This is a genomic window from Bradyrhizobium sp. ma5 (assembly GCF_042258955.1).
In the GTDB taxonomy this organism is placed as follows: Bacteria; Pseudomonadota; Alphaproteobacteria; order Rhizobiales; family Xanthobacteraceae; genus Bradyrhizobium.
This window is the reverse complement of sequence record NZ_CP170156.1, coordinates 7,670,069-7,690,858: the sequence shown is the minus strand read 5'-3', so window position 1 is coordinate 7,690,858 and position 20,790 is coordinate 7,670,069. Positions and strand designations below refer to the sequence as shown.

General features: G+C 64.9%; 21 protein-coding genes and 1 riboswitch. Of the genes, 9 read left to right on the top strand and 12 right to left on the bottom strand.

All coding sequences use genetic code 11. The annotated features are described in order from the left end of the window. The first annotated feature begins 12 nt into the window (after positions 1 to 12). Positions 13 to 543, top strand: a complete 531-nt coding sequence (locus tag ACE103_RS36230) for a DUF3617 family protein (protein WP_212313426.1) — start codon at positions 13 to 15, stop codon at positions 541 to 543. Between the two features lie 636 nt (positions 544 to 1,179). Continuing rightward, positions 1,180 to 3,453 (top strand): TonB-dependent siderophore receptor, encoded by a 2,274-nt coding sequence (locus ACE103_RS36225; protein WP_375776911.1) that lies wholly within the window; start codon positions 1,180 to 1,182, stop codon positions 3,451 to 3,453. Here ACE103_RS36225 and ACE103_RS36220 read toward each other — a convergent pair whose 3' ends face one another. Genes ACE103_RS36220 through ACE103_RS36210 form a run of 3 tightly spaced genes read right to left on the bottom strand, consistent with a single transcriptional unit; the run spans position 3,454 to position 6,122 of the window. Next, the gene (locus ACE103_RS36220; RefSeq protein WP_097671587.1) at positions 3,454 to 4,839 is read right to left on the bottom strand and encodes an ATP-binding protein; all 1,386 of its coding nucleotides are present in this window, start codon (positions 4,837 to 4,839) and stop codon (positions 3,454 to 3,456) included. A gap of 9 nt (positions 4,840 to 4,848) precedes the next feature. Beyond that, the gene (locus ACE103_RS36215) at positions 4,849 to 5,571 is read right to left on the bottom strand and encodes a response regulator (RefSeq protein WP_171948219.1); all 723 of its coding nucleotides are present in this window, start codon (positions 5,569 to 5,571) and stop codon (positions 4,849 to 4,851) included. Between the two features lie 2 nt (positions 5,572 to 5,573). Further along, on the bottom strand, positions 5,574 to 6,122 hold the full coding sequence (locus ACE103_RS36210) for a MarR family winged helix-turn-helix transcriptional regulator (protein ID WP_375776910.1): 549 nt from the start codon (positions 6,120 to 6,122) through the stop codon (positions 5,574 to 5,576). A gap of 330 nt (positions 6,123 to 6,452) precedes the next feature. Between ACE103_RS36210 and ACE103_RS36205 the strand changes: the two genes are divergently transcribed. From ACE103_RS36205 to ACE103_RS36185, 5 genes are all read left to right on the top strand, one after another. After that, on the top strand, positions 6,453 to 7,532 hold the full coding sequence (locus tag ACE103_RS36205) for a branched-chain amino acid aminotransferase (RefSeq protein WP_375776909.1): 1,080 nt from the start codon (positions 6,453 to 6,455) through the stop codon (positions 7,530 to 7,532). A 208-nt stretch (positions 7,533 to 7,740) separates the two neighbouring features. Then, on the top strand, positions 7,741 to 8,247 hold the full coding sequence (locus ACE103_RS36200; protein ID WP_375776908.1) for a YegJ family protein: 507 nt from the start codon (positions 7,741 to 7,743) through the stop codon (positions 8,245 to 8,247). Positions 8,248 to 8,320: 73 nt separating this feature from the next. Then, positions 8,321 to 9,835 (top strand): histidine--tRNA ligase, encoded by a 1,515-nt coding sequence (gene hisS, locus ACE103_RS36195; protein WP_223967191.1) that lies wholly within the window; start codon positions 8,321 to 8,323, stop codon positions 9,833 to 9,835. Between the two features lie 113 nt (positions 9,836 to 9,948). Then, the gene (locus ACE103_RS36190; RefSeq protein ID WP_044538952.1) at positions 9,949 to 10,152 is read left to right on the top strand and encodes a tautomerase family protein; all 204 of its coding nucleotides are present in this window, start codon (positions 9,949 to 9,951) and stop codon (positions 10,150 to 10,152) included. 116 nt (positions 10,153 to 10,268) lie between these two features. Next, positions 10,269 to 10,679: a thioesterase family protein gene (locus ACE103_RS36185; protein ID WP_375776907.1), complete on the top strand. Its 411-nt coding sequence runs from the start codon at positions 10,269 to 10,271 to the stop codon at positions 10,677 to 10,679. A gap of 145 nt (positions 10,680 to 10,824) precedes the next feature. Here the strand turns inward: ACE103_RS36185 and proC are convergent, their stop codons facing one another. Both proC and ACE103_RS36175 read right to left on the bottom strand, forming a co-directional pair. After that, a complete protein-coding gene (gene proC / locus ACE103_RS36180) occupies positions 10,825 to 11,589 on the bottom strand; it encodes a pyrroline-5-carboxylate reductase (protein ID WP_375781257.1) in 765 nt (254 codons plus the stop codon). A gap of 240 nt (positions 11,590 to 11,829) precedes the next feature. Further along, positions 11,830 to 12,330 (bottom strand): YbjN domain-containing protein, encoded by a 501-nt coding sequence (locus ACE103_RS36175; RefSeq protein ID WP_016844492.1) that lies wholly within the window; start codon positions 12,328 to 12,330, stop codon positions 11,830 to 11,832. A gap of 444 nt (positions 12,331 to 12,774) precedes the next feature. Continuing rightward, positions 12,775 to 12,929, top strand: a riboswitch (FMN riboswitch). A gap of 78 nt (positions 12,930 to 13,007) precedes the next feature. On the opposite strand from ACE103_RS36175, the gene ACE103_RS36170 reads away from it, so the two are divergent. Beyond that, positions 13,008 to 13,589: a 6,7-dimethyl-8-ribityllumazine synthase gene (locus ACE103_RS36170; protein WP_375776906.1), complete on the top strand. Its 582-nt coding sequence runs from the start codon at positions 13,008 to 13,010 to the stop codon at positions 13,587 to 13,589. Between the two features lie 122 nt (positions 13,590 to 13,711). Continuing rightward, entirely contained in the window at positions 13,712 to 14,518 is an 807-nt protein-coding gene (locus ACE103_RS36165; RefSeq protein WP_375776905.1) for an SDR family NAD(P)-dependent oxidoreductase, read from the top strand. 164 nt (positions 14,519 to 14,682) lie between these two features. Here ACE103_RS36165 and ACE103_RS36160 read toward each other — a convergent pair whose 3' ends face one another. The 7 genes from ACE103_RS36160 to ACE103_RS36130 all read right to left on the bottom strand — a co-directional run bounded on the left by ACE103_RS36160 (position 14,683) and on the right by ACE103_RS36130 (position 20,781). Beyond that, on the bottom strand, positions 14,683 to 15,636 hold the full coding sequence (locus ACE103_RS36160) for a ribose-phosphate pyrophosphokinase (RefSeq protein ID WP_171948021.1): 954 nt from the start codon (positions 15,634 to 15,636) through the stop codon (positions 14,683 to 14,685). A 178-nt stretch (positions 15,637 to 15,814) separates the two neighbouring features. After that, positions 15,815 to 16,423, bottom strand: a complete 609-nt coding sequence (locus ACE103_RS36155) for a hypothetical protein (RefSeq protein WP_375776904.1) — start codon at positions 16,421 to 16,423, stop codon at positions 15,815 to 15,817. 104 nt (positions 16,424 to 16,527) lie between these two features. Then, positions 16,528 to 17,460 carry a MerR family transcriptional regulator gene (locus ACE103_RS36150; RefSeq protein WP_375776903.1) on the bottom strand — a complete coding sequence of 311 codons (933 nt, stop codon included), beginning with the start codon at positions 17,458 to 17,460 and terminating at the stop codon, positions 16,528 to 16,530. A gap of 74 nt (positions 17,461 to 17,534) precedes the next feature. Continuing rightward, positions 17,535 to 18,302: a peptidoglycan editing factor PgeF gene (gene pgeF, locus ACE103_RS36145; RefSeq protein WP_375776902.1), complete on the bottom strand. Its 768-nt coding sequence runs from the start codon at positions 18,300 to 18,302 to the stop codon at positions 17,535 to 17,537. Continuing rightward, positions 18,299 to 19,357 carry a class I SAM-dependent methyltransferase gene (locus tag ACE103_RS36140; RefSeq protein ID WP_375781256.1) on the bottom strand — a complete coding sequence of 353 codons (1,059 nt, stop codon included), beginning with the start codon at positions 19,355 to 19,357 and terminating at the stop codon, positions 18,299 to 18,301. The genes pgeF and ACE103_RS36140 overlap by 4 nt, the downstream gene beginning before the upstream one ends. Positions 19,358 to 19,441: 84 nt before the next feature. Next, a complete protein-coding gene (lgt, locus tag ACE103_RS36135) occupies positions 19,442 to 20,284 on the bottom strand; it encodes a prolipoprotein diacylglyceryl transferase (RefSeq protein ID WP_375776901.1) in 843 nt (280 codons plus the stop codon). A gap of 5 nt (positions 20,285 to 20,289) precedes the next feature. After that, positions 20,290 to 20,781, bottom strand: a complete 492-nt coding sequence (locus tag ACE103_RS36130) for a GNAT family N-acetyltransferase (RefSeq protein ID WP_375776900.1) — start codon at positions 20,779 to 20,781, stop codon at positions 20,290 to 20,292. Positions 20,782 to 20,790 lie beyond the last annotated feature (9 nt).

Genomic DNA, 20,790 nt, shown 5'->3' with positions numbered 1-20,790 from the left:
GGAGCTCACCGCATGACCCGACAGCTTGCCTTGCTTGGTTCTGCTGTTTGCCTTGTCCTGTCCACTGGTGCTGCGAGCGCCCTCGACCTGCCGACACGCAAGGCGGGTCTGTGGGAGATGAAGATGGTGCGCACCGGCGGGCCGATGCCCGAAATCACCATGCAGCACTGCACCGACGAGACCACCGACAAGGAGATGAGCGCGGCGGCCTCGCCGATGGCCAAGGAAGTCTGCTCCAAGCAGGACATCCAGAAGACCGCGACCGGCTATGTCAGCGACAGCGTGTGCAGCGTCGCCGGCATGTCGATGAAGAGCCATGCCGAGATCGTCGGCGATTTCAATTCCGCCTACACGGTCAAGAGCAGCTCGCACGCGGAGGGCGGCGCGGCCGGCTCCCGCGACACCACGATGACCATCGAGGCGAAATGGCTCGGCGCCTGCAAGAGCGACCAGAAGCCCGGTGACATCATCATGCCCGGCGGCATGAAGATGAACGTCAAGGACATGGAAAAGCTGAAGGGCCTGCTGCCCAAGCAGAAGTAGGCGCAGCGCCTTCGATCGCCGCCGCGCGCCTGAGCACGTCCTCGCTCATGTCGAGAGGACGTGATGTCTTGCACCACCGTCATTGCGGGCAGCCCGCGACAAGACTGCCAAGCGGTTTTGCGCCTGCCATTGAGCGTGCGTTCGCGCGACCTCTCAGTCTGCGATGATGCCTTTGGATCGTGTGCGCCGACTCCATCTCCGCTTCGTTGTTGTCGCTGAAAGTTGACGCCTGGCGCGCGTCTCGCCGCATAGGTGTTGGTCCGCGGCCACGCGCAATGCACGACAACATTGCCGGACGACATCAGCATCATTGAATGATCGCTGCGTGCCGCGCGCGCGAGACTCTTTGACAGAGCGAAGACGCGCAGCGAATTCCTCGCGCTGAAAAGTTTGCTGCGACAACATGTCTTTTTTGAATCGCTCCAGTGTTGCGCATCTTGAATCGTTCCAGTGCGCATGCATCGCGTGCTTCAATGGATTCTATTTTGCGCGTGTGGAATTCCGCGCATCCCGCCGATAGAAGTCCGCCCCAATCGATGTCCGCTCAATGACGAACGCGCGGCTCGATCAAGATCGATCTTGGGGAAGTGTGGGGATTGCTTGGTGGGAATGGCTTCGTCGCGGAGCAAGCACAGCTTGCTTGCATCAACGGCTGCGATCAACGCAGCGGTTCTCGGTTCGGTCATGCTGGTGCCGATGGGTACAAACGTCGCCAGCGCTCAAGCGCAAACCAGCTCTGCGCAGAACAATGTCAGCGTGCTTCCCGCAGTGACGGTGGATGAACCTGACGCTGCAAGGAAGCGCAGTGCGGCTGCTTCAAGTCGGAACGCCAGGTCTTCGCGCGCCACCGTATCGAACCGACGCCGCACCGTTGCGGCGCCCGCTCAGAACCAGGCTCCGCGCTCGCAAGGCGCGGCCGGCACGGTCGGTGCAACGACCGGTTATGTTGCGACCGGCAGCACGGCCGGCACCAAGACCAACACGGCGCTGATCGAGACGCCGCAGTCGCTGTCGGTCGTCACGCAGAAGGAGCTCAGGGATCGCAACGTTCAGACGCTCAAGGACGCCGTCAATTACACGCCCGGCGTCACGACCACGGCGTTCGGCTATGATCCCCGGTTCGATAGTTTCTACATCCGTGGCTTCGATGCGACCTATACCGGGATCTATCGCGACGGCCTTCGCCAGGGCGGCGGCAACTTCGCCATTCCCAAGATCGAACCTTACGGTCTCGACAGCGTGTCGATCCTTCGTGGACCGGCCTCGGGCCTCTACGGCCTCGGCTCTCCGGGCGGCATCGTCGACGTCACCACCAAGCGGCCGACCATGACGCCGTTCGGCGAGGTGCAGCTGCAGACCGGCAACTATGATCGTTACCAGGGCAGCTTCGATATCGGTGGCCCGGTGCCCGGCAGCGACCAATTGTACTATCGCCTGACGGGTCTGCTCCGTGACGCCAAGACCTGGTATCCCGGCAACGACGACGATCGCACCTACATCGCGCCCGCGCTGACCTGGCGGCCCGACGTCGATACGTCCTTCACGATCCTCAGCGAATATCAAAGCAGCCGAACCGCCGCGAGCATCGGCAACTTCCGCACGCCCGACGGACAATTGACCAACATCTATTCGAACGATCCGGCCTTCAGCGCCATGGATCAGAAGCAGTATCGCATCGGCTACGCGTTCGAGCACAATGTCGACGACGTCTGGACGGTGCGGCAGAACTTCCGCTTCTATCAGGTCGACACCGACGCGAAATACACCCAGATCGATTCCATCGACAGCAGCACCAATCTCGCGTCGCGATCCGCGTGGCGGATCCTGGATAGTTTCAATACGGTGACGCTCGACAATCAGGCCGAGGCCAAGTTCATGCTCGGCGCGATCAAGAACACAGCGCTGTTCGGCGTCGACTACGGGCACTCCTACTACAACGACAAGATCGGCTACGGGGCGGCTCCCGATCTCAATCTCCTGACGATGAATTACGGTGCCCAGGCGATCGCGTCGCCGGCATTCTCGATCTTCAACAAGCAGTCGACCGACGAGGTCGGAGTCTATGCGCAGGAGCAGGCCAAGCTCGGCGGCTTTGTTCTGACGCTCAATGGCCGGCAGAGCTGGGTCTCGCAGACGACGACCGCAGGCCTCGACGGCGTGCCGTCAACGCAGAAGGCGACCGCCTTCACGGGCCGCGCGGGGCTCGCTTACGTCTTCGACAACGGCATTGCGCCTTATGTCAGCTACGCGACGGCATTCGCTCCGCAGGTCGGCGTCGACGCATCGGGATCGCCGTTTAAGCCGACCACCGGCGAGCAGAAGGAGATCGGCATCAAGTACCAGATGCCGCAGGTGCCGGTGCTGTTGACCGCCGCGGTGTTCGACATCACGCAGGACAATGTGCTGCGCACCGATCCGAGCAACATGGCGTTCCAGGCGGCAACCGGGCGGGTCGAATCGAAGGGCGTGGAGCTCGAGGCGAAGCTGGCGCTCAAGCAGGGATTCGATCTCACCGCGGCCTACACCCATCTCAACGTCGTGATCACGCAGGGCAATCCCGATACGACCGGCAATGAGCTCTCCGGCATTCCGAGGAATTCCTTCGCCGCCTTCGGCAAATACACCTTCCAGTCCGGCGTCCCGGTCGAAGGGCTCGGGCTTGGCCTCGGTGTCCGTTACATCGGGACGAACTTCGGCAACGACCAGAACACGTTTCAGAATGCAGCGAGAACGTTGTTCGACGCCGTGATCGACTACGATCTCGGCAAGCTCGACCGGCGCTTGCTCGGCGCCACCGCGCGCCTGAACGCGACCAATCTATTCGACACGCGCTACCAGACCTGTCAGTCCGGCTACTGCTATGCCGGCGAACGGCGTCAGGTGATCGGCACCCTGTCTTACCGCTGGTAGCTACACCGGAATCCGCACGGCGGCGCGCAGGCCGCCCATCGGGCTTTCGCCGAGCATGATGTCGCCGCCATGCGAGCGGGCGATGTCGCGGGCGATCGCAAGTCCGAGGCCGCTGCCGCCTTCGTCCTGGTTGCGGGCGTCGTCGAGCCGCAGGAAGGGCTTGAACACTTCCTCGCGCATGGCGGCGGGGATGCCGGGGCCGTCGTCGTCGACCGTGATGTTGAGATAGCGGTGGTCGCGCTGGCCGGTAATCGAGATCGTGTTGGCGTGGCGCGCCGCGTTGGAGACGAGATTGGCGAGGCAGCGCTTGAACGAGGCCGGCTTCACCGTGACGACGGGCAGGCCGTGGAATGCAACGGTCGCGGTGTGGCCGTGGCGTTCGGCGTCGCTGCGCAATTCCTCGAGCGCCATCGCCATGTCGGTCGGCTGCGCGACCTCGCCGGAATCGCCGCGTGCAAAGGCTAGATAGTCCTCCAGCATCATCGACATCTCGTCGACGTCCTTGCGCATCGCGTCGATCTCGGGGCCTTCGCCGATCAGGGCGAGTTCGAGCTTGAAGCGGGTCAGGATGGTGCGCAGATCGTGCGACACGCCGGCGAGCATCGCGGTGCGCTGCTCGATCGAGCGCTCGACGCGCGCCTTCATCTCGATGAAGGCCTGTGCCGCGCGCCGCACCTCGCGCGCGCCGCGCGGCCGGAAGTTCGGCGCCTCGCGTCCTTTGCCGAAGCTTTCGGCGGCATCGGCCAGTCTGAGGATCGGCTTGATCTGGTTGCGCAGGAACAATACGGCGACGATCAGCAGGATCGACGAGGTGCCGACCATCCAGAAGATGAAGATCTCGGAGTTGGAGGCGTAGGCCGCGCTGCGCTGGGCGAAGATCCGCATCACCGAATCGTCGAGCTGGACGCGGATCTCGACCAGGTTGGACTTGCCGACAGTGTCGATCCAGAACGGACGGCTGATCTGGCGGCCGAGCTGCACCGACAGGGTCTGGTCGAGCAGCGAGAAGAACGGCTTCGGTCCCGGCGGCGGCATGTCGCCGGCGGGGAGGAAGTCGACCACCAGCTGCAGCTTCTGGGCGATGCCGCGCAGCTGCGCGCGGTCCTTGTCCTGCGGATAGATCTTGTAGACGTCGATCAGCGCGGCGATGTCGGAGACCACCGCGGCGGACAGGCGGCGCGTCACCGTGTTCCAGTGCCGCTCCATGAACACGAACGCGACCACGGTCTGCAGGATCACCATCGGCACGATCATGATCAGCAGCGCGCGCGCATAGAGGCCGGTCGGCATCCAGCTCTTGAACGCATTGCCCATCCAGCCGTTCGCCTTCGAGACGCGCTGCGAGGCGTTCTTGATCAGGGTCAGGCCGGTGTCGAGCGTGCTCATGGCTGCATCTTACGGCGAGGCGACCAGGCGATAGCCGATGCCGCGTACCGCCTGCAGGAACAGCGGATTGGCGGGATCGTGCTCGATCTTGCGGCGCAGGCGGTTGATCTGCACGTCGACCGCGCGCTCATTGACGGTGCCGCCGCTGGTCAATTCGCCGCGCGGCACGGTCTCGCCGGGCGCGCTCGCGAGGATACGCAGCATCTCGCGCTCGCGATCGGTGAGATGGATGATCTCTTCGCCCTGGCGCAGCTCGCTGCGCTCGATGTGGAAGATGTAGGGGCCGAACGCGATCTGCTCGACCACAGTGACTTGCGGCGGCGCGGTGCGCTTGAGGATATTGCCGATGCGCAGCACCAGCTCGCGCGGCTCGAACGGCTTGGCGACATAGTCGTCGGCGCCGATCTGCAGGCCCTCGATGCGGGCTTCCGCCTCATGGCGGGCGGTCAGCATGATGATCGGCACCGTCGAGGAGGTGCGGATGAAGCGGGCGAGGTCGAAGCCGTTCTCGCCGGGCATCATCACGTCGAGGATCAGCAGGTCGAAATGCAGCCCGAGCAGCTTGGCGCGCGCGTCGGTGGCGCTCATGGCCGTGGTGACGCGATAGCCTTCGCCGGAGAGAAAGCGCGACAACAGGTCGCGAATGCGCCGGTCGTCGTCGACCAGCAGGAGATGCGGCGCGTCGTCGGCCGGCTCGACCGGCGTGCGCACCAGGGTTGCAGCCTGCACCAGGTTCACTCCCTTGTTTTTCTGCCGCCGCCGAAGATCGCTTCGAGCACCTTGTCGGGATCGTCGCGGTCGATCATCGCGCGGAGGAATTGGCGAACCGTCTCGACGCCGGCCGGATCGATGCCGGCGACTGCGCGGTTGATGCGGTCGGTCTGCAGCCCTGCGAGCTTGGCGACCAGCGCCTCGCCCTTCGGCGTTGCGTAGAGCAGGCGCTGCCGGCGGTCGTTGTTGCCGGTCTTCTGCACGATGTAGCCTTCATCCAGCAGCTGTTTGAGCACGCGACCGAGCGATTGCTTGGTGATGCGCAGGACGTCGAGCAGGTCGGCGACCTTCAGGCCGGGATAGCGGGTGACGAAGTGGATGACGCGGTGGTGGGCGCGGCCGAAGCCGAACGCCTCCAGCTCCTGGTCGGCGTCGCCGACAAAATCGCGGTAGGCGAAGAACAACAGCTCGATGATGTCCCAGCGCAGGTCGCGGCCGCCCGCCGCCGGAGCGTGATCATCTCCCTGCGAATCGGGCTTGGCAGCCATGCCTGAGAAATTTATGTCAGTCATATTGACGTATCTTGGGTTCAATGTTACAAAACTGCCAGTCACGACGAAACATTAGGTCGTTTCGTCCCCGACAGCGTTTGAGGCGGCCTGAAAGAGCCTGTGTGGCGGTTTGGGCCGCAAATTGGACTACCGTGCGATTGTCGAGCGGCATTTCGGCAAACATACTGGACTTCAGCACTCTGCAAAAGCATGTCTAACCGGCATGTTGGCGATGGAAACCGGCCGGGTTGCCGGCGGTGGTGAAGTTCGCACCAGCCGAGCCTGATGGCTCCGGGGGAAACAGGCCGTCGCCCGGTATGGCGCCGGTTCCGACAGCGGAAAGCAAGAAAAATGACTTTGAAATTCGACATCCAGCCTTCGCCGAACGCCACATCCGACAAGGATCGTGCAGCGAAGCTCGTGGACCCGGGCTTCGGCCGCGTCTTCACCGACCACATGGCGATCGTCCGCTACAGCCAGGGCAAGGGCTGGCACAGCGCCCGCGTCGAGGCACGCGCGAATTTTCCGCTCGATCCGGCCGGCGCGGTGCTGCACTACGCCCAGGAAATTTTCGAAGGTCTCAAGGCCTACCGGCGCGACGATGGCGGTGTGAACCTGTTCCGTCCCGACGCCAATGCCCGGCGCTTCCACGATTCGGCCGACCGTATGGCGATGGCGCCGCTGCCCGAGGACGTGTTCATCGACGCGGTCGAGCAGCTGGTGCGGATGGATTGCGCCTGGATTCCGGGCGGCGAGGGCAGTCTCTATCTGCGGCCGTTCATGATCGCGAGCGAGGTCTTCCTCGGCGTGAAGCCGTCGGCGGAATACATTTTCTCGGTCATCGCTTCGCCGGTCGGCTCCTATTTCAAGGGCGGTCCCGCGCCGGTCTCGATCTGGGTGTCGGAGAATTACACGCGGGCTGCGATCGGTGGCACCGGCGCCGTGAAGTGCGGCGGCAACTATGCCGCAAGCCTGCGCGCGCAGGCGGAGGCGATCGAGCGCGGCTGCGATCAGGTCGTGTTCCTTGACGCGGTCGAGCGCCGCTACATCGAGGAGCTCGGCGGCATGAACATCTTCTTCGCGTTCGACGACGGCTCGCTCTCGACGCCGCCGCTCGGCACCATCCTGCCCGGCATCACCCGCGACTCGATCATCGCGCTTGCCAAGGATGCTGGCACGCGCGTGCGCGAGGAGCCCTACACGATCCAGCAGTGGCGTGCCGACGCTGCCAGCGGCAAGCTGAAGGAAGCCTTCGCCTGCGGCACCGCGGCTGTCATCTCGCCGATCGGCAAGGTGTGCTCGGCGAGCGGCGACTTCCAGATCAGCGGCGGCGTGGCCGGCCCGGTCGCGATGGGCCTGCGCAAGAAGCTGGTCGACATCCAGTACGGTCGCACCAACGACCCGCATAACTGGATCAGGAACGTCGCCTGACGCGGCGGTTCCACTGCTGACCTGCTTCGATTTGGCGCCTCTTCCTTTGCAAAGGGAGAGGCGCTTTCGCTTTGGAACACCGACAAGCCGACGCTTCGCTTCGGTCGTCATTTTTCCGTGTTGTCTGCCGTCATCGCATGAACGGCCTGCCGCGAGCGCGCGACAAAGTCTCGCCCCGCTTCAAACAATCCCCCATTCGCGTGATGACATGACCAAAACTTCCGTAACACGTCTGACCTGTGCCGTGCTGATCGCGGCTGCGTTCGCGCTCGCCGGAACCAACACGGTGCGCGCCGAGGACCGCTCGCCTGTGATCGATGTCCGCACCGCCGACCCGGAGATGAACGCCGCGATCAGCCATGCGCGCGAAACGCTCCCGGCGTTCTGGGCCTCCTATGAGGCGCCAAAACCGTCGGAGACCCAGCACTCGCTCAAGGTCCGCTTTCCGACCCATCGCAACGAGGGCGAGCACATCTGGATGCGCGAGGTGAAGAAGCTACCGAGCGGCGGCTATTCCGGCCGGTTCGCCAACCAGCCGCGCGACTTGCCGGGCAAGCGGGCCGGCGACCTAGCCGAGTTCAAGGAGGCCGACATCTCCGACTGGATGTTCATGCGCAACGGCAAGATCGTCGGCGGCGAGACCATCAAGCCGCTGCTGAAATCGATGCCGAAGGCCGACGCCGACGCGCTTCGCGCGCGGATGGAGCAGCCCTGAGGACCGGTGTTCGGCCGCGGCGGAGGCGCAGAGCCGGGTTGCCGCCTTGCGCGTCCGCTGGTAAACGCCGCCAATGGCCGAGAAACCCAAAAAACCCCAGAAACTGAAGGCGCGCCTGCCGCGCGGGCTGGAAGATCGCGGCCCGGCCGCGATCAATGCCACGCGGGCGATGGTCGAGAAGATCCGCGCCGTCTACGAACTCTACGGCTTCGAGCCGGTGGAGACGCCGGCGATGGAATATACCGACGCGCTCGGCAAATTCCTGCCCGACCAGGACCGCCCCAACGAAGGCGTGTTCTCGTTCCAGGACGATGACGAGCAGTGGATCTCGCTGCGCTACGACCTGACCGCGCCGCTGGCGCGCTATGTCGCGGAAAACTTCGACGCGCTGCCGAAGCCGTATCGGTCCTATCGGTTCGGCTATGTGTTCCGCAACGAGAAGCCCGGTCCGGGCCGCTTCCGCCAGTTCATGCAGTTCGATGCCGACACGGTCGGCTCGGCGACGCCGGCGGCCGACGCCGAGATTTGCATGATGGCGGCCGACACGATGGAAGCGCTCGGCATTCCGCGCGGCTCCTATGTCGTAAAGGTAAACAACCGCAAGGTGCTCGACGGCGTGCTCGAGGCGATCGGTCTCGGCGGCGACGACAATGCAGGCCGCAGGCTTACGGTGCTGCGCGCGATAGACAAGCTCGACAAGTTTCCTGCCGACGAGGTCCGCAAGCTGCTTGGCCCCGGACGATGGGATGGCGGGGAAGAGGGCAAGGGCGACTTTACCAAGGGCGCCGAACTGAGCCCGGCGGATGCCGACATCGTGCTCGCCGTCACGCAGCAGCGCGCGGATTGGCGAGAGGCCATCGCTGCGGCCGAGACCTACCTTGCAAAGAGTGAAGTCGGTCAGGCCGGCGTGAGCGAGCTCGAAGAGATCGCGAAGCTGGTCGCGGCGTCCGGCTATGGCGCCGATCGCATCCGCATCGATCCCACCGTCGTTCGCGGCCTCGAATACTACACCGGCCCGGTCTACGAGGTTGAGCTGCTGCTCGATACCAAGGACGAGAAGGGCCGCCCGGTGCGGTTCGGCTCGGTCGGTGGCGGCGGCCGCTACGATGGCCTCGTCTCGCGCTTCCGCGGCGAGCCGGTGCCGGCCACCGGCTTCTCGATCGGGGTCTCGCGGCTGCAGGCCGCGCTCACGATGCTCGGCCAGCTCGATACGCAGGCCGAATTCGGGCCCGTCGTCGTCACCGTGTTCGATCGCGACCGCGTCGCGGACTATCAGAAGATGGTCACGCAGCTGCGCCAGGCCGGCATCCGCGCCGAGCTCTATCTCGGCAACCCGAAGAACATGGGCAACCAGCTTAAATATGCCGACCGCCGCAACTCGCCCTGCGTGATCATTCAGGGCTCGGATGAGAAGGCGCGCGGTGAGGTGCAGATCAAGGATTTGATCGAAGGCGCCAAGGCGGCGGCCGCGATCGCGTCCAATCAGGAATGGCGCGAAACGCGCCCAGCTCAGTTCTCCTGCTCCGAGGCAGATCTGGTCGCCAAGGTTCGCGAGGTGCTCGCGCGCCACGACGTGAACTGGGGATAGCTGGTTTGTCGTGCGCGGGCTTGACCCGCGCATCCATCTTCAAAAAGATGGCGCGCCAGCCAGACCGGCAGACGACCGGCCTGCGCGTCAACAACAACTAGGGAGCTATTCCGATGCCCGAGATCACCGTGAGCATGGCCGCCGGCCGCACCGACGAGCAGAAGGCCGGCATGATGCGCGACATCACCCAGGCGCTGGTGAAGAACCTCGGCGTCGACGCCGACGCCGTCGTGATCCAGATCAACGAAGCGCCGCTGCATCACAAGATGAAGGGCGGCAAGACCTTCGTCGAGCGCGCGGCGGCGGCGAAGAAATGACGCGCGAAAGCGCGTCATCCCGGGGCGCGCATTAGCGCGAACCCGGGATCTCGATCAACAATCTCCAGATTCCGGGTTCACGCTTCGCGTGCCCCGGAATGACGAGCAAGGTCTCCATGGACGCACGCGACTTCATCAAGATCGGCATGAGCGCCGAGCGCATGCTGGTGGTGCCGCCGGAGCGCACGGTTGGGCATTTCGTGCCGGGCATGCCGATGGTCTATGCGACGCCGATGATGATCCTCGAAATGGAGATGGCGTCGGGCGATGCCATCCGCAGCGCGTTGCGGCCCGGCTGGGTCACCGTCGGGACCGAGGTCGATATTCGCCATCTCGCCGCCGCGCTCGTCGGGTCCACAGTGCGGACCACCGCAAAAGTGATCGCGGTCGAGCGCCGCGTGATCCGGTTCGCGGTCGAGGCCTTTGAGGGCGCGCGCAAGCTCGGCGAAGGCCGCCACGCCCGCGGCCTGATCAATGTCGAGAGTTTTAACAAGCGGCTCGCCGGGACGTCGGGCCAGGCGCAGTAAGCGAAACGGCCGACGCGCACCGATCCACTTGTTCGAACGTCATCCTGAGGTGCGCGCCCTTGCGCGCCTCGAAGGATGGCCGCGGGCCGTGCACCCTTCGAGGCTCGCTTCGCGAGCACCTCAGGGTGACGGGATCAGCAGGCAGCTACTTCGCCAATTCCTTCGAGCGCCGGGTCGCGGCAGCAATGGCGCGGGTCATCAGCGGCTGCATGCCGTCGCTCGCCATCAGCACCTCGAGCGCGGCCGCGGTGGTGCCGCCGGGTGAGGTGACATTCTGCCGCAGCGTCGCCGAAGGCAGATCCGAGCGATGCAGCAATTCGCCGGAGCCGGCGACGGTCGCGCGCGCCAGCGTGGTCGCGAGCTGCTCGGGCAGGCCGGCTGCGACGCCGGCGCGGGCCAGCTCCTCGGCGAGTAGGAAGACATAGGCCGGACCGGAGCCGGAGACCGCAGTTACCGCATCCATCAGGCTCTCATCGTCGACCCATTCGACGAGTCCGGTCGCCTTCAGCAGCGCATCCGTCATGGCGCGTTGCGCGGCGGTAACGCGCTTTGACGGCACGGCGACCGTGATGCCGCGGCCGATCGCCGCCGGCGTGTTCGGCATCGCGCGCACCACTGCGCCGCCGACCACCTCTTCCAGCGCTGATATCGTCGTGCCGGCCATGATCGAGACCACGAGGGTCGCCGGACCGACCAGTGCCTTCAGCGCGGCGCCGGCGTCGCGGAACGATTGCGGCTTCACCGCGACGACCAGCGTGTCGACCGTGCCGAGATCCGTCGCCTGCGGATTGAGCCGCACGCCCTTGGCGGCAAGCGCGGAGATCTCGGGCGAGAGATGCGGATCGATCACCGCGACATGCTTCGGCGAGAGGCCCTGCGCCAGCCAGCCGGTCAGCATCGCGCCGCCCATCTTGCCCGCGCCCGCAAGCGCGATGGTGCCGGAAGTGTTCGTCAATGCGCTGCTTGTGTTCACAGGTGTCACCGCTCGTCGTCCCGGCGAAGGCCGGGACCCATAACCACAGGTGGTTCTAGTAAAGCGAGGCGGGAGCCACAAGCAGTTTGCTCAACCACTGGGGCCGCGGAGTATGGGTCCCGGCTCCCGTGCGCAATTGCGCACCAGGCCGGGACGACACTGAGTATGCGGATGCGCTTACGCTTCGCCCTCGGTATCGAACATCGCGGCGGCCATCGCCTCGGCGGTCGATTTGCCGGCCCACACCACGAACTGGAACGCCGGATAGTAGCGCTCGCAGGCGTGGATCGCGTTGACCACCATGGCCTCGCATTGCGCGGTGGACGCGGTGAGGCCGCCGGGCAGCACCAGCGCCTGGCGATGCATCACCATGCCGGTGTGGGTCCACAGATCGAAATGGCCGACCCACAATTGCTCGTTGATCGCGGCGACCAGCCGCTGCACCTCGGCGCGCCGCGCCTGCGGCATTTTCATGTCGAAGGCGCAAGCGAGATGCAGCGCTTCGATCTCTCCCATCCAAGTGAAGGAGAGCTGATAATCGATCCAGTCTCCCTTGGAGACGATCGTCACCTCGTCTTCGCCGGAACGCTCGAACGCCCAGTTGTTGTCGGTGGCGATATCTTCGACCACCGCAAGCGGGTTGTTCCGGGAATCGATAATGCTTTCGAGGAGGGACATGCCGTCTCGGACCTTGTTCTTATGATCGCTTGATACGCACACGGAAGCCGGCACTTGCGACATACTGCGTCGTGGCCGAGTGCAGTTCCCTGACCGGGCTTCCGGATGCCCCTGGACCTGACGCCGATGAAGTGATGTGATTTGCGGAATCCGCGCAACCGCACGCCGAGTCCGTCCACAGCCAAAGCGCGCATCGTCCACAGCTGATCTCCGCCACACTTGTGATTTTGCGAACAAATCGGAATCTAGGCGTTCGCGTAACGATTTATTAACCATTTGCCGGCGCCTCGCCGCACGCGTGAATCAGCGTTTCGGGCGCTCACATCTCTCTGCAAGAGCCGCGGCGCGCTCATGGGGACATGCCGTTTCCCCATGCCAAAGGTGCTTGCCCCGCTGTCGCGGTTTGGTCATATTTCGCCTCAGGCACGTCCATCCCGGGCGTGCCGATGTTCTCAGGGCGGGGCGAAAATCCCCACCGGCGGTAAAGGGCGATGAGCCCAAGCCCGCGAGCGCCTTCTTCCGTGAAGCCGGGAGAAGGGTCAGCAGATTCGGTGCAATTCCGAAGCCGACGGTTACAGTCCGGATGAAAGAGAACGGTTGCGGCAGCCAACGCGATTTTCGCGTGGGCTTGTGTCGTTGTCCGTGTGCCCTGATTCTGGTCCTGAAAGAGGAAAGCCATGAATCAGATGTTGCAAGACCAAGACGTTCAAGCTTCTCAAGTCCAAACCTCCCAAGCAGAAAGTGTTCCGGATACGCCGGCTCGTCCGCCGACGCCGGAGCATCCGCACTTCGCAAAGCCGCAGCGGGTTGCCTTCGTGCAGTCGTCCTGGCATCGTGATGTGGTGGAAGAGTGCCGCATCTCCTTCCTGAAGGAGATCGAGGCGCGCCACATCACCAATGTCGATGTGTTCGAAGTGCCGGGCTCGTTCGAGATCCCGCTGCATGCGCAGCTGCTGGCGAAGACCCGCCGCTACACCGCGATCGTCGCGGCCGGGCTCGTCGTCGATGGTGGCATCTATCGCCACGAATTCGTCGCCGATACCGTGATCAAGGCGCTGATGGATGTGCAGTTGCGCACCGAGGTGCCGGTGTTCTCGGCGGTGCTGACGCCGCAGCAATTCCACGAGACCGAAGTGCATTACGACTTTTTCCGCAAGCACTTCGTGATCAAGGGGATCGAGGTCGCGGAGGCCTGCGCCAACACGCTGCTCAGCCTCGAACGGCTGCGCGGCCAGGTCGCGGCGGGAATACCTGGCTAAAGCTTCGGCAGCTTAAGGCCCGGCGCAAAAGCGATTCCGGCATGCGTGCCGGGATCGCTGTCGCAGCCCGTGCGTTCGGTTATGCTTGCCGGCATAATCAGAACGCGCGGGAGGCGTCGCCTATGACCGAACAACATTCCTCCGATTGGCTCGGCCTGTCGGGCCGCGTTGCCGTCGTCACCGGCGGAGGCGGCGGCATCGGCCGCGCCACCGCAGTCAGTTTTGCGCGTGCCGGCGCCAAAGTCGCCGCGCTCGATCGCGACGAGCGTGGGCTGGCGGAGACCAAGGCGAAGCTTCGCGAGTTCGGCGACGGTCATCTCGTCGCAAACTGCGACACGACCAGTGAGGACAATGTCGCGGCTGCCGCCGACGCCGTCGCGAACGCGCTTGGTCCTTGCGACATCCTCGTCAACACCGCGGCGGTGCTGCGTCCCGGCGCGCTCGATACGCTGCCGCTCGCCGAATGGAATGCGGTGCTGGCGATCAATCTCACCGGTTATTTCATCTGCGCGCAGGCGTTCGGCCGCCAGATGCGCAAGGCCGGACGCGGCAGCCTGATTCACGTCGCTTCGATCGCGGCCAGCAATGCGCAGGAGCAGAGCGGCGCCTACAGCGTCAGCAAGGCCGCCGTCGTGATGCTTTCGCAGCAGCTCGCCGCCGAATGGGGCCCGCATGGCATCCGCAGCAATGTGGTCAGCCCGGGCCTCGTCGTCACGCCGATGAGCCAGGCGTTCTACGATACGCCGGGGGTCACCGAGCGGCGCACCGCCGTGGTGCCGATGCGCCGGATCGGCGCGCCGCAGGACATGGCGGACGCGACCCTGTTCCTGGCGAGTGACAGGTCGTCCTACGTCAATGGCGAGGAGATCATCGTCGATGGCGGCTATGCGCGGACGCTGATGAGCCACGTGCCGCGGCCGGGGTTTTAGCGGAGTGGGTGCCGCCGCAAATTCGCCGTCGTCCCGGCCTTGAGCCGGGACCCATAACCACGAATGCGAATTGGTTTACAACGCTGGAGCCACAGCCTTCGCAACAACAATGGGCTGTGGTTATGGGTCCCGGCTTTCGCCGGGACGACAGCGAGTATGAGGCTCTAATCGAACAGGCTCGACACCGACTCTTCCGCGGCGGTGCGGCCGATCGCTTCGGCGATCAGGCCGGCGATAGAGATCTGGCGGATGTTCGGCGCCTTGTTGACGGCTTCGGTCGGCAGGATCGAGTCGGTGATGACCAGTTCCTTCAGCCGCGACGAGGCAATCCGCGCTGCGGCGCCGCCGGACAGCACGCCGTGGGTGATGTAGGCCGAGACTTCTTTGGCGCCGTGCGCGATCAGCGCCTCGGCCGCGTTCACCAGTGTGCCGCCGGAATCGACGATGTCGTCGACCAGGATGCAGTTGTAGCCGGCGACGTCGCCGATCACGTTCATCACCTCGGACTCGCCGGGGCGCTCGCGGCGTTTGTCGACGATCGCAAGCGGGGTGTTGATGCGCTTGGCGAGGCCGCGGGCACGCGCCACGCCGCCGACGTCGGGCGACACGACCATCACCTTGGCGAGATCGAACTTCTCTCTGATATCGCGCACCATCAAGGGCGCCGCGAACAGATTGTCGGTCGGAATGTCGAAGAAGCCCTGGATCTGGCCGGCGTGCAGGTCGAGCGTCATGACGCGATCGACGCCGGAGTGCGAGATCAGGTTGGCGACGAGTTTGGCCGAGATCGGCGTACGCGAGCCGGACCTGCGATCCTGCCTGGCGTAGCCGAAATAGGGCACCACCGCGGTGATGCGGCGCGCCGAGGAACGGCGCAGCGCGTCGGTGATGATCAAAAGCTCCATCAAATTGTCATTGGCCGGATACGACGTCGACTGAATGATGAACATGTCCGAACCGCGGACGTTCTCCTGGATCTCGACGAAGATCTCCATGTCGGCGAAGCGCCGGACCACGGCCTTGGTCAGTTCGATGCCAAGTCCCTTGGCGATGTCCTGCGCCAGCGCAGGATTGGAGTTGCCGGCGACGAGCTTGATTGATCCGTTCTTTGCCGACATCGATGCTTCCCCCCGCGCCTTGCTGGATACGACGTTCAGCATCTCAAGTCCTTACAGAACCGGCGGGTTTTCGGTGCGCGAGGGAATATCAGGCAGGCGGCTCAGATGGCAACCCATTAGGCGCTTCGGCTCACCTTTTCCTGGGCAAAAAACGCCTTTCCCCGGGAGATTCCGGGGGTTAGTTGGCGGAATAGCTGAGTGCCACGGTCTCTGGCGCGGCTGGGGCCGGGGCGCTGACCATCGCTGGCCCACGGAGCTCCGGCGCCGGGCTGTTCGCCGGGCCACCATAGATCATGCTGGACAGGCCGCTGAGGCCGGCCTGGGCGATCTTTCGTAGCACCAGATCGTCGGCGGCGGCCCAGGCGTCGCGGCCGGCCTTGCCGGCGGGCTCTTCGCCGGACAGCCGGAGCGCCCGTTGCTGGTTGCTGTCGTAGACGTCCCAGACCCACGCGATCATGGTGCGGCCGCGCACCACCTGCGCCGAGAGATAGCTGCGGACGCGATAGGCCGCGGTGGCCTGGCGCGACACGATCGACAGGCTGCGCAGCTTGGATTCGCTGTCGAGCACACCGACCATGCGGTCGAACACCTGGGGCGGCGGGCCGTCGATCGATTCGAAGGCGACGGTTGCGCCGCCGCTCGCAGGTGTCGCCATGGCGTAGGAGTCGGCCACGTTGCCGCCCGCCGCGCATCCGCCGAGTGCGGACGCAATCGCCAGCCATGTGGCTGCGATCGCGGCGCGCACGACTGTCCCAGTTTGAAACTGGTGGTTTGACGCTTCCCTCATTGCGTCCTGCGATATCGTTAAAATGGCTTAACGTCTAGGGCAGGACGGCCACAGCGCTTAACGATCCGGGGAGAGGACCGAATTCCTTTCTCGATATTTCCGGCTCAGTCCGCCAGATGATGCCGCATGGCCTCGGTGATCCAGGCCCACTCGCGGTTCGGGCTCGCGTCCGGCGACTGCCCGCGCATGATGGCGACGAGTTCCCAGTAGCGGGCCGCACGGGCGTCGTGCAGCGCGTACTTGCGGCGAATCCAGTTGCGGAATTCGAGGTCGGGTTCGCGTTTCAGCAAGCGCGCCGACGTCGCCAGCCAGTCGCGTGCCAGCACCTGGCCCGCCTCCGACTCCGGCCCGAGGTCGCGCGCGATGATCTCCCTGGCCTTGGCCAGCACGGTTTCGTTGGCCGCTTGCCAGGCAGCGAGATCCAGCACGTGGTGATTCCAGACATCCTCCGCGTTGGCGCGAAGGTTGGCGACGAGGGAGGGATCGCCCAGCATCTCCGAAAGCTCGATCCACGCATCGCATTGCTCTGGCGTCGGCTCGTCGGGCAATTCGGGTACGCTGGTCTCGATCATCTGCCGGATCCATTTCCGGTCGATGTTGATGCCGTCGGACACTCTCTCGAAGAAACGTTCGACGACGTTGCGGCGCTCGGCGCGGGATAGCTGTGTCATGGTCAGGAATCTCCGTAAGTCTGCTTCGGTGAGTTGCGGTGAACGCAACGCAGCCCGCAGGGCCGAGGCGACGCGGCGCTGTGCCGCGATCTCCGCTTCCAGCGTATCGAGACGGAGCTTCAGCGCCTCGACCAGCGAGAGTTCCTTGCTCAGGACCTCACGGATGGCGTCGAGACCAAGCCCCGCATCGCGCAGGCAGCGGATCAGGTCGAGGCGAACCAGTTCGTCGTCGGTGAAGACGCGATAGCCGCTCGCGGTGCGGCCAGCCGGCGGCAGGAACCCCTGGTCCGCATAGAAGCGGAGCCTGCGGACGGAAATTCCGCTGAGCCGCGCCGCCTCGCCGATGCTGTAGCTGCGTTGTGTCATGCGCCGCTTGTCCGGTCCCCAGCAGGTGGAGAGTCAAGCCGGTTGTCGCATAAAAACGAAGATGACGCCCGGCGTCAGCTTTCCAGCGCGATGGCGTGAACGTGCCGGCCGTAATCGGCTTCCTTGCGGTGCACGGAGCGGCGGTAGCTGAAGCAGCGCTCGTCGGAATAGGTGTCGATGCCGAGATCGTCGATCATCAGCACGCCGGCATTTTCCAGCCGCATGCGGATGAAGGCCGGGAGATCGAACATCGCGTGGGCGTCGCGTTCGGCGGGCATGAAGAACATGCCGTTCTCGGCATCGGCCTCGATGAAGCGCTCGACGAATTCACGTCCGACCTCGTAGGATTCCTTGCGGATCAGCGGGCCGATGGCGGCGACGATGCCGCCGCGCTCGGCGCCGAGTTTCTCCATCGCATCGATGGTCGATTCCAGCACGCCGGTCAGCGCGCCCTTCCAGCCGGCATGCGCCGCGCCGATCACCCGCGCGTGGGGATCGACGAACAGGATCGGACCGCAGTCGGCCGTCGTGACCGAGATCGCAAGCCCTTCGGTGCGTGTGACGAGCGCGTCCGCCTTCGGGCGCGCGGCGCCATTCCATGGTCCGGTCACGGCCACGACGTCGGGCGAATGCACCTGATGCACGCTGATCAGGTGGTCGGACGGCACGCCGAGCTGCTCCGCCATCCGCCGCCGGTTCTCCGCGACCTTGGCCGGATCGTCGCGCGAGCCGAGCCCGCCATTGAGGCCGGCATAGATGCCCTCGGAGACGCCGCCATCGCGCGAGAAGAAGGCGTGGCGCAGGCCTGGAATGGCCGACAGCAGAGGTGATCCCAATGTCATTGTTCGGTCTCGTCAGGCTGATCGCTGAGGCCAGCGATCGAGGTGAGGCGCGGGTCGGAGATGGCCATGACCTTGAACATCGAGCCCATCCCGCCGCGCCCGGAATCGGTCAGGCGCTTCAGCGCGCCGGCAATGTCGCCGGAAACCTCGGGTGAGGCCTTCGCCATCAATCCCGCGGCACGGGCTTCGACGCCGAGGCGCTTGAGGAAGTCGCCCTGCGTCGCCGGCCCGTGGACGCGCGCGCCGACATCCTCGGCGGCGCGCGCCAGGGCCTGGAAATCGACATGCGCCGTGATGTCGGCCTGTCCCGGATTCTTCAGCGGGTCGGCGAAGCTGTGGCGCGCGATCGCCTGGAAGGTATCGCCGGCGTCGCTGCGCAGATGGCCGTAATCGATGATCAGCGCGGCGCCGTCCTGGTCGCGCAGGCGCGTTGCGAGCTTCATGATCTCGTTGTCGGGCCGCCATTCGAATACCGCCCCTAACGGCGCGGCGCGTACCAGCGGCGGCAGCAGCACCTCGAAATGCGGTGTCGGCTCGGGGGCGGGGGCGAAATACAGGCTGCCATTGGCATCCATCCCGACAGTGCGCTCGTGCCAGCCGGTCTCGCGGCGGACCATCTGGTGGATCGGCAGCACGTCGAAATATTCGTTGGCGAGGATCACCGCAGGTCCCTCCGGCACGTCGTCGATGTTGTCGTGCCAGGTGATGTTGCGCACGCCGGTCAGCGTGGCGTACTGCTTCTCGCGCAGCACCGGATTGACCTCGACGAGGTGGATGCTGAGCGACTGGTAGAGCGGCGGCAGCACCCGCAGCGCACGCAGCGCATCCGACATCATGGTGCCGCGGCCGGGCCCGAGCTCGATCAGGCGGAGCGTGTCCGGCGAGCCGATCGCGCGCCAGATCGAGGCGCTCCACAGCCCGAGCAGTTCGCCGAACATCTGGCTGACCTCGGGCGCCGTGGTGAAATCGCCCTCGCGGCCGAGCGGATCGCGCGACAGATAGTAGCCGTAGCGCGGATGCATCAGGCACAATTCCATGTAGCGCCAGACCGGCATCGGCCCGGACAGCTTGATCAGCTTCCTGATCTCATCCAGCAGTGGGGAGGGTTCGCTCACGGCCTTCCTTGGATTGCACTTGTTCTACATTGAACTCGGTGCCGGCCCGTTCGCCCTGCGGCGAATGGCGGCCGTGATGATGATGGCGCCCACGATGATCATTGGCACCGACAGCAGCATCCCCATGGTTAATCCGCCCCACAGGAATCCGAGCTGCGGATCGGGCTCCCTGAAATGCTCGCCGATGATTCGGGCAATGCCGTAGATCGCAATGAAGCTGCCGAGGATCAGGCCGGGCCGCTTGAGCGCGCCCATCCGGATCATGATCGCCAGCGCAGTGAACAGCACGATGCCCTCGAGCCCGGCCTCGTAAAGCTGGCTCGGATGGCGCGGCAGCGGTCCGCCATTGGGGAAGATCATGGCCCAGGGCAGGCTCGGATCGGCGTGACGGCCCCACAATTCGCTGTTGATGAAATTGGCGAGCCGGCCGAGGAACAGCCCGATCGGCGCGACAGCGGTGGTGATGTCGCCGAGCGACAGGATCGGGATGTTGTTGCGGCGGGCAAACAGCATCACCGCGGCGACGCAGCCGAGGAAGCCGCCGTGGAACGACATGCCGCCCTTCCACAATTCGAGGATCTCGGACGGGTGCGCGATGAAGAAGGGCAGGTTGTAGAACAGCACATAGCCGGTGCGGCCGCCGACGATGATGCCGATGGTGACCCAGAGGATGAAATCGTCGAGCTGCGGCAGCGTGATCGGCGCCGGGCCGCCCCACAGCCGCTCCTTCTTGATCAGCGAGCGGGCGTAGATCCAGCCCAGCACGATGCCGACGATATAGGCCAGCGCGTACCAGCGGATCACGATCGGCCCGAGCGCGAGCGCGACGGGGTTGAACACCGGAAAGTCGATCAGCAGGAACGGCATCGGGATCAGAGCGCTTTCGTGTAGACGGCGTAGGGCACGCCATGAATGGGCGGAGCGTCATGCACCTTGCTGAAGCCCATCCTGAGATACATCGGCAAGGCGACCGTCATGATGGGGCTCGTGTGAAGCGCAATGGTCCGGCACCGGTCGCGCCGCGCCCTGGCGAGGCATTCCGACGTCAACGCATGCCCGAGTCCCTTGCCCCTGTCGACGGGGTCGACCACCAGCATGCGAATGACCGGCCATGCCTGGTCGAAGAATGCGGCCTTTTTGACGCCAGGCCCAAAATAGCCGACCGCGCCGGCCAGCCGGTCGCCGAGCTCGGCGACGATGATCTCGCCGTCGGAACTCAACTCGGAAGTTTTTGACAGGCCGGCGCGCATCGCCGGCCAGTCATCGAAGGCGTCACGGAATTGCTCGAAGGCGGCAACCGCAAGCCGGTTCACCTCATAGGCGTCGGAGCTTCGGTAGTTCCGAATGCGTGCGGCCTCCGCCATCCGTTTTCT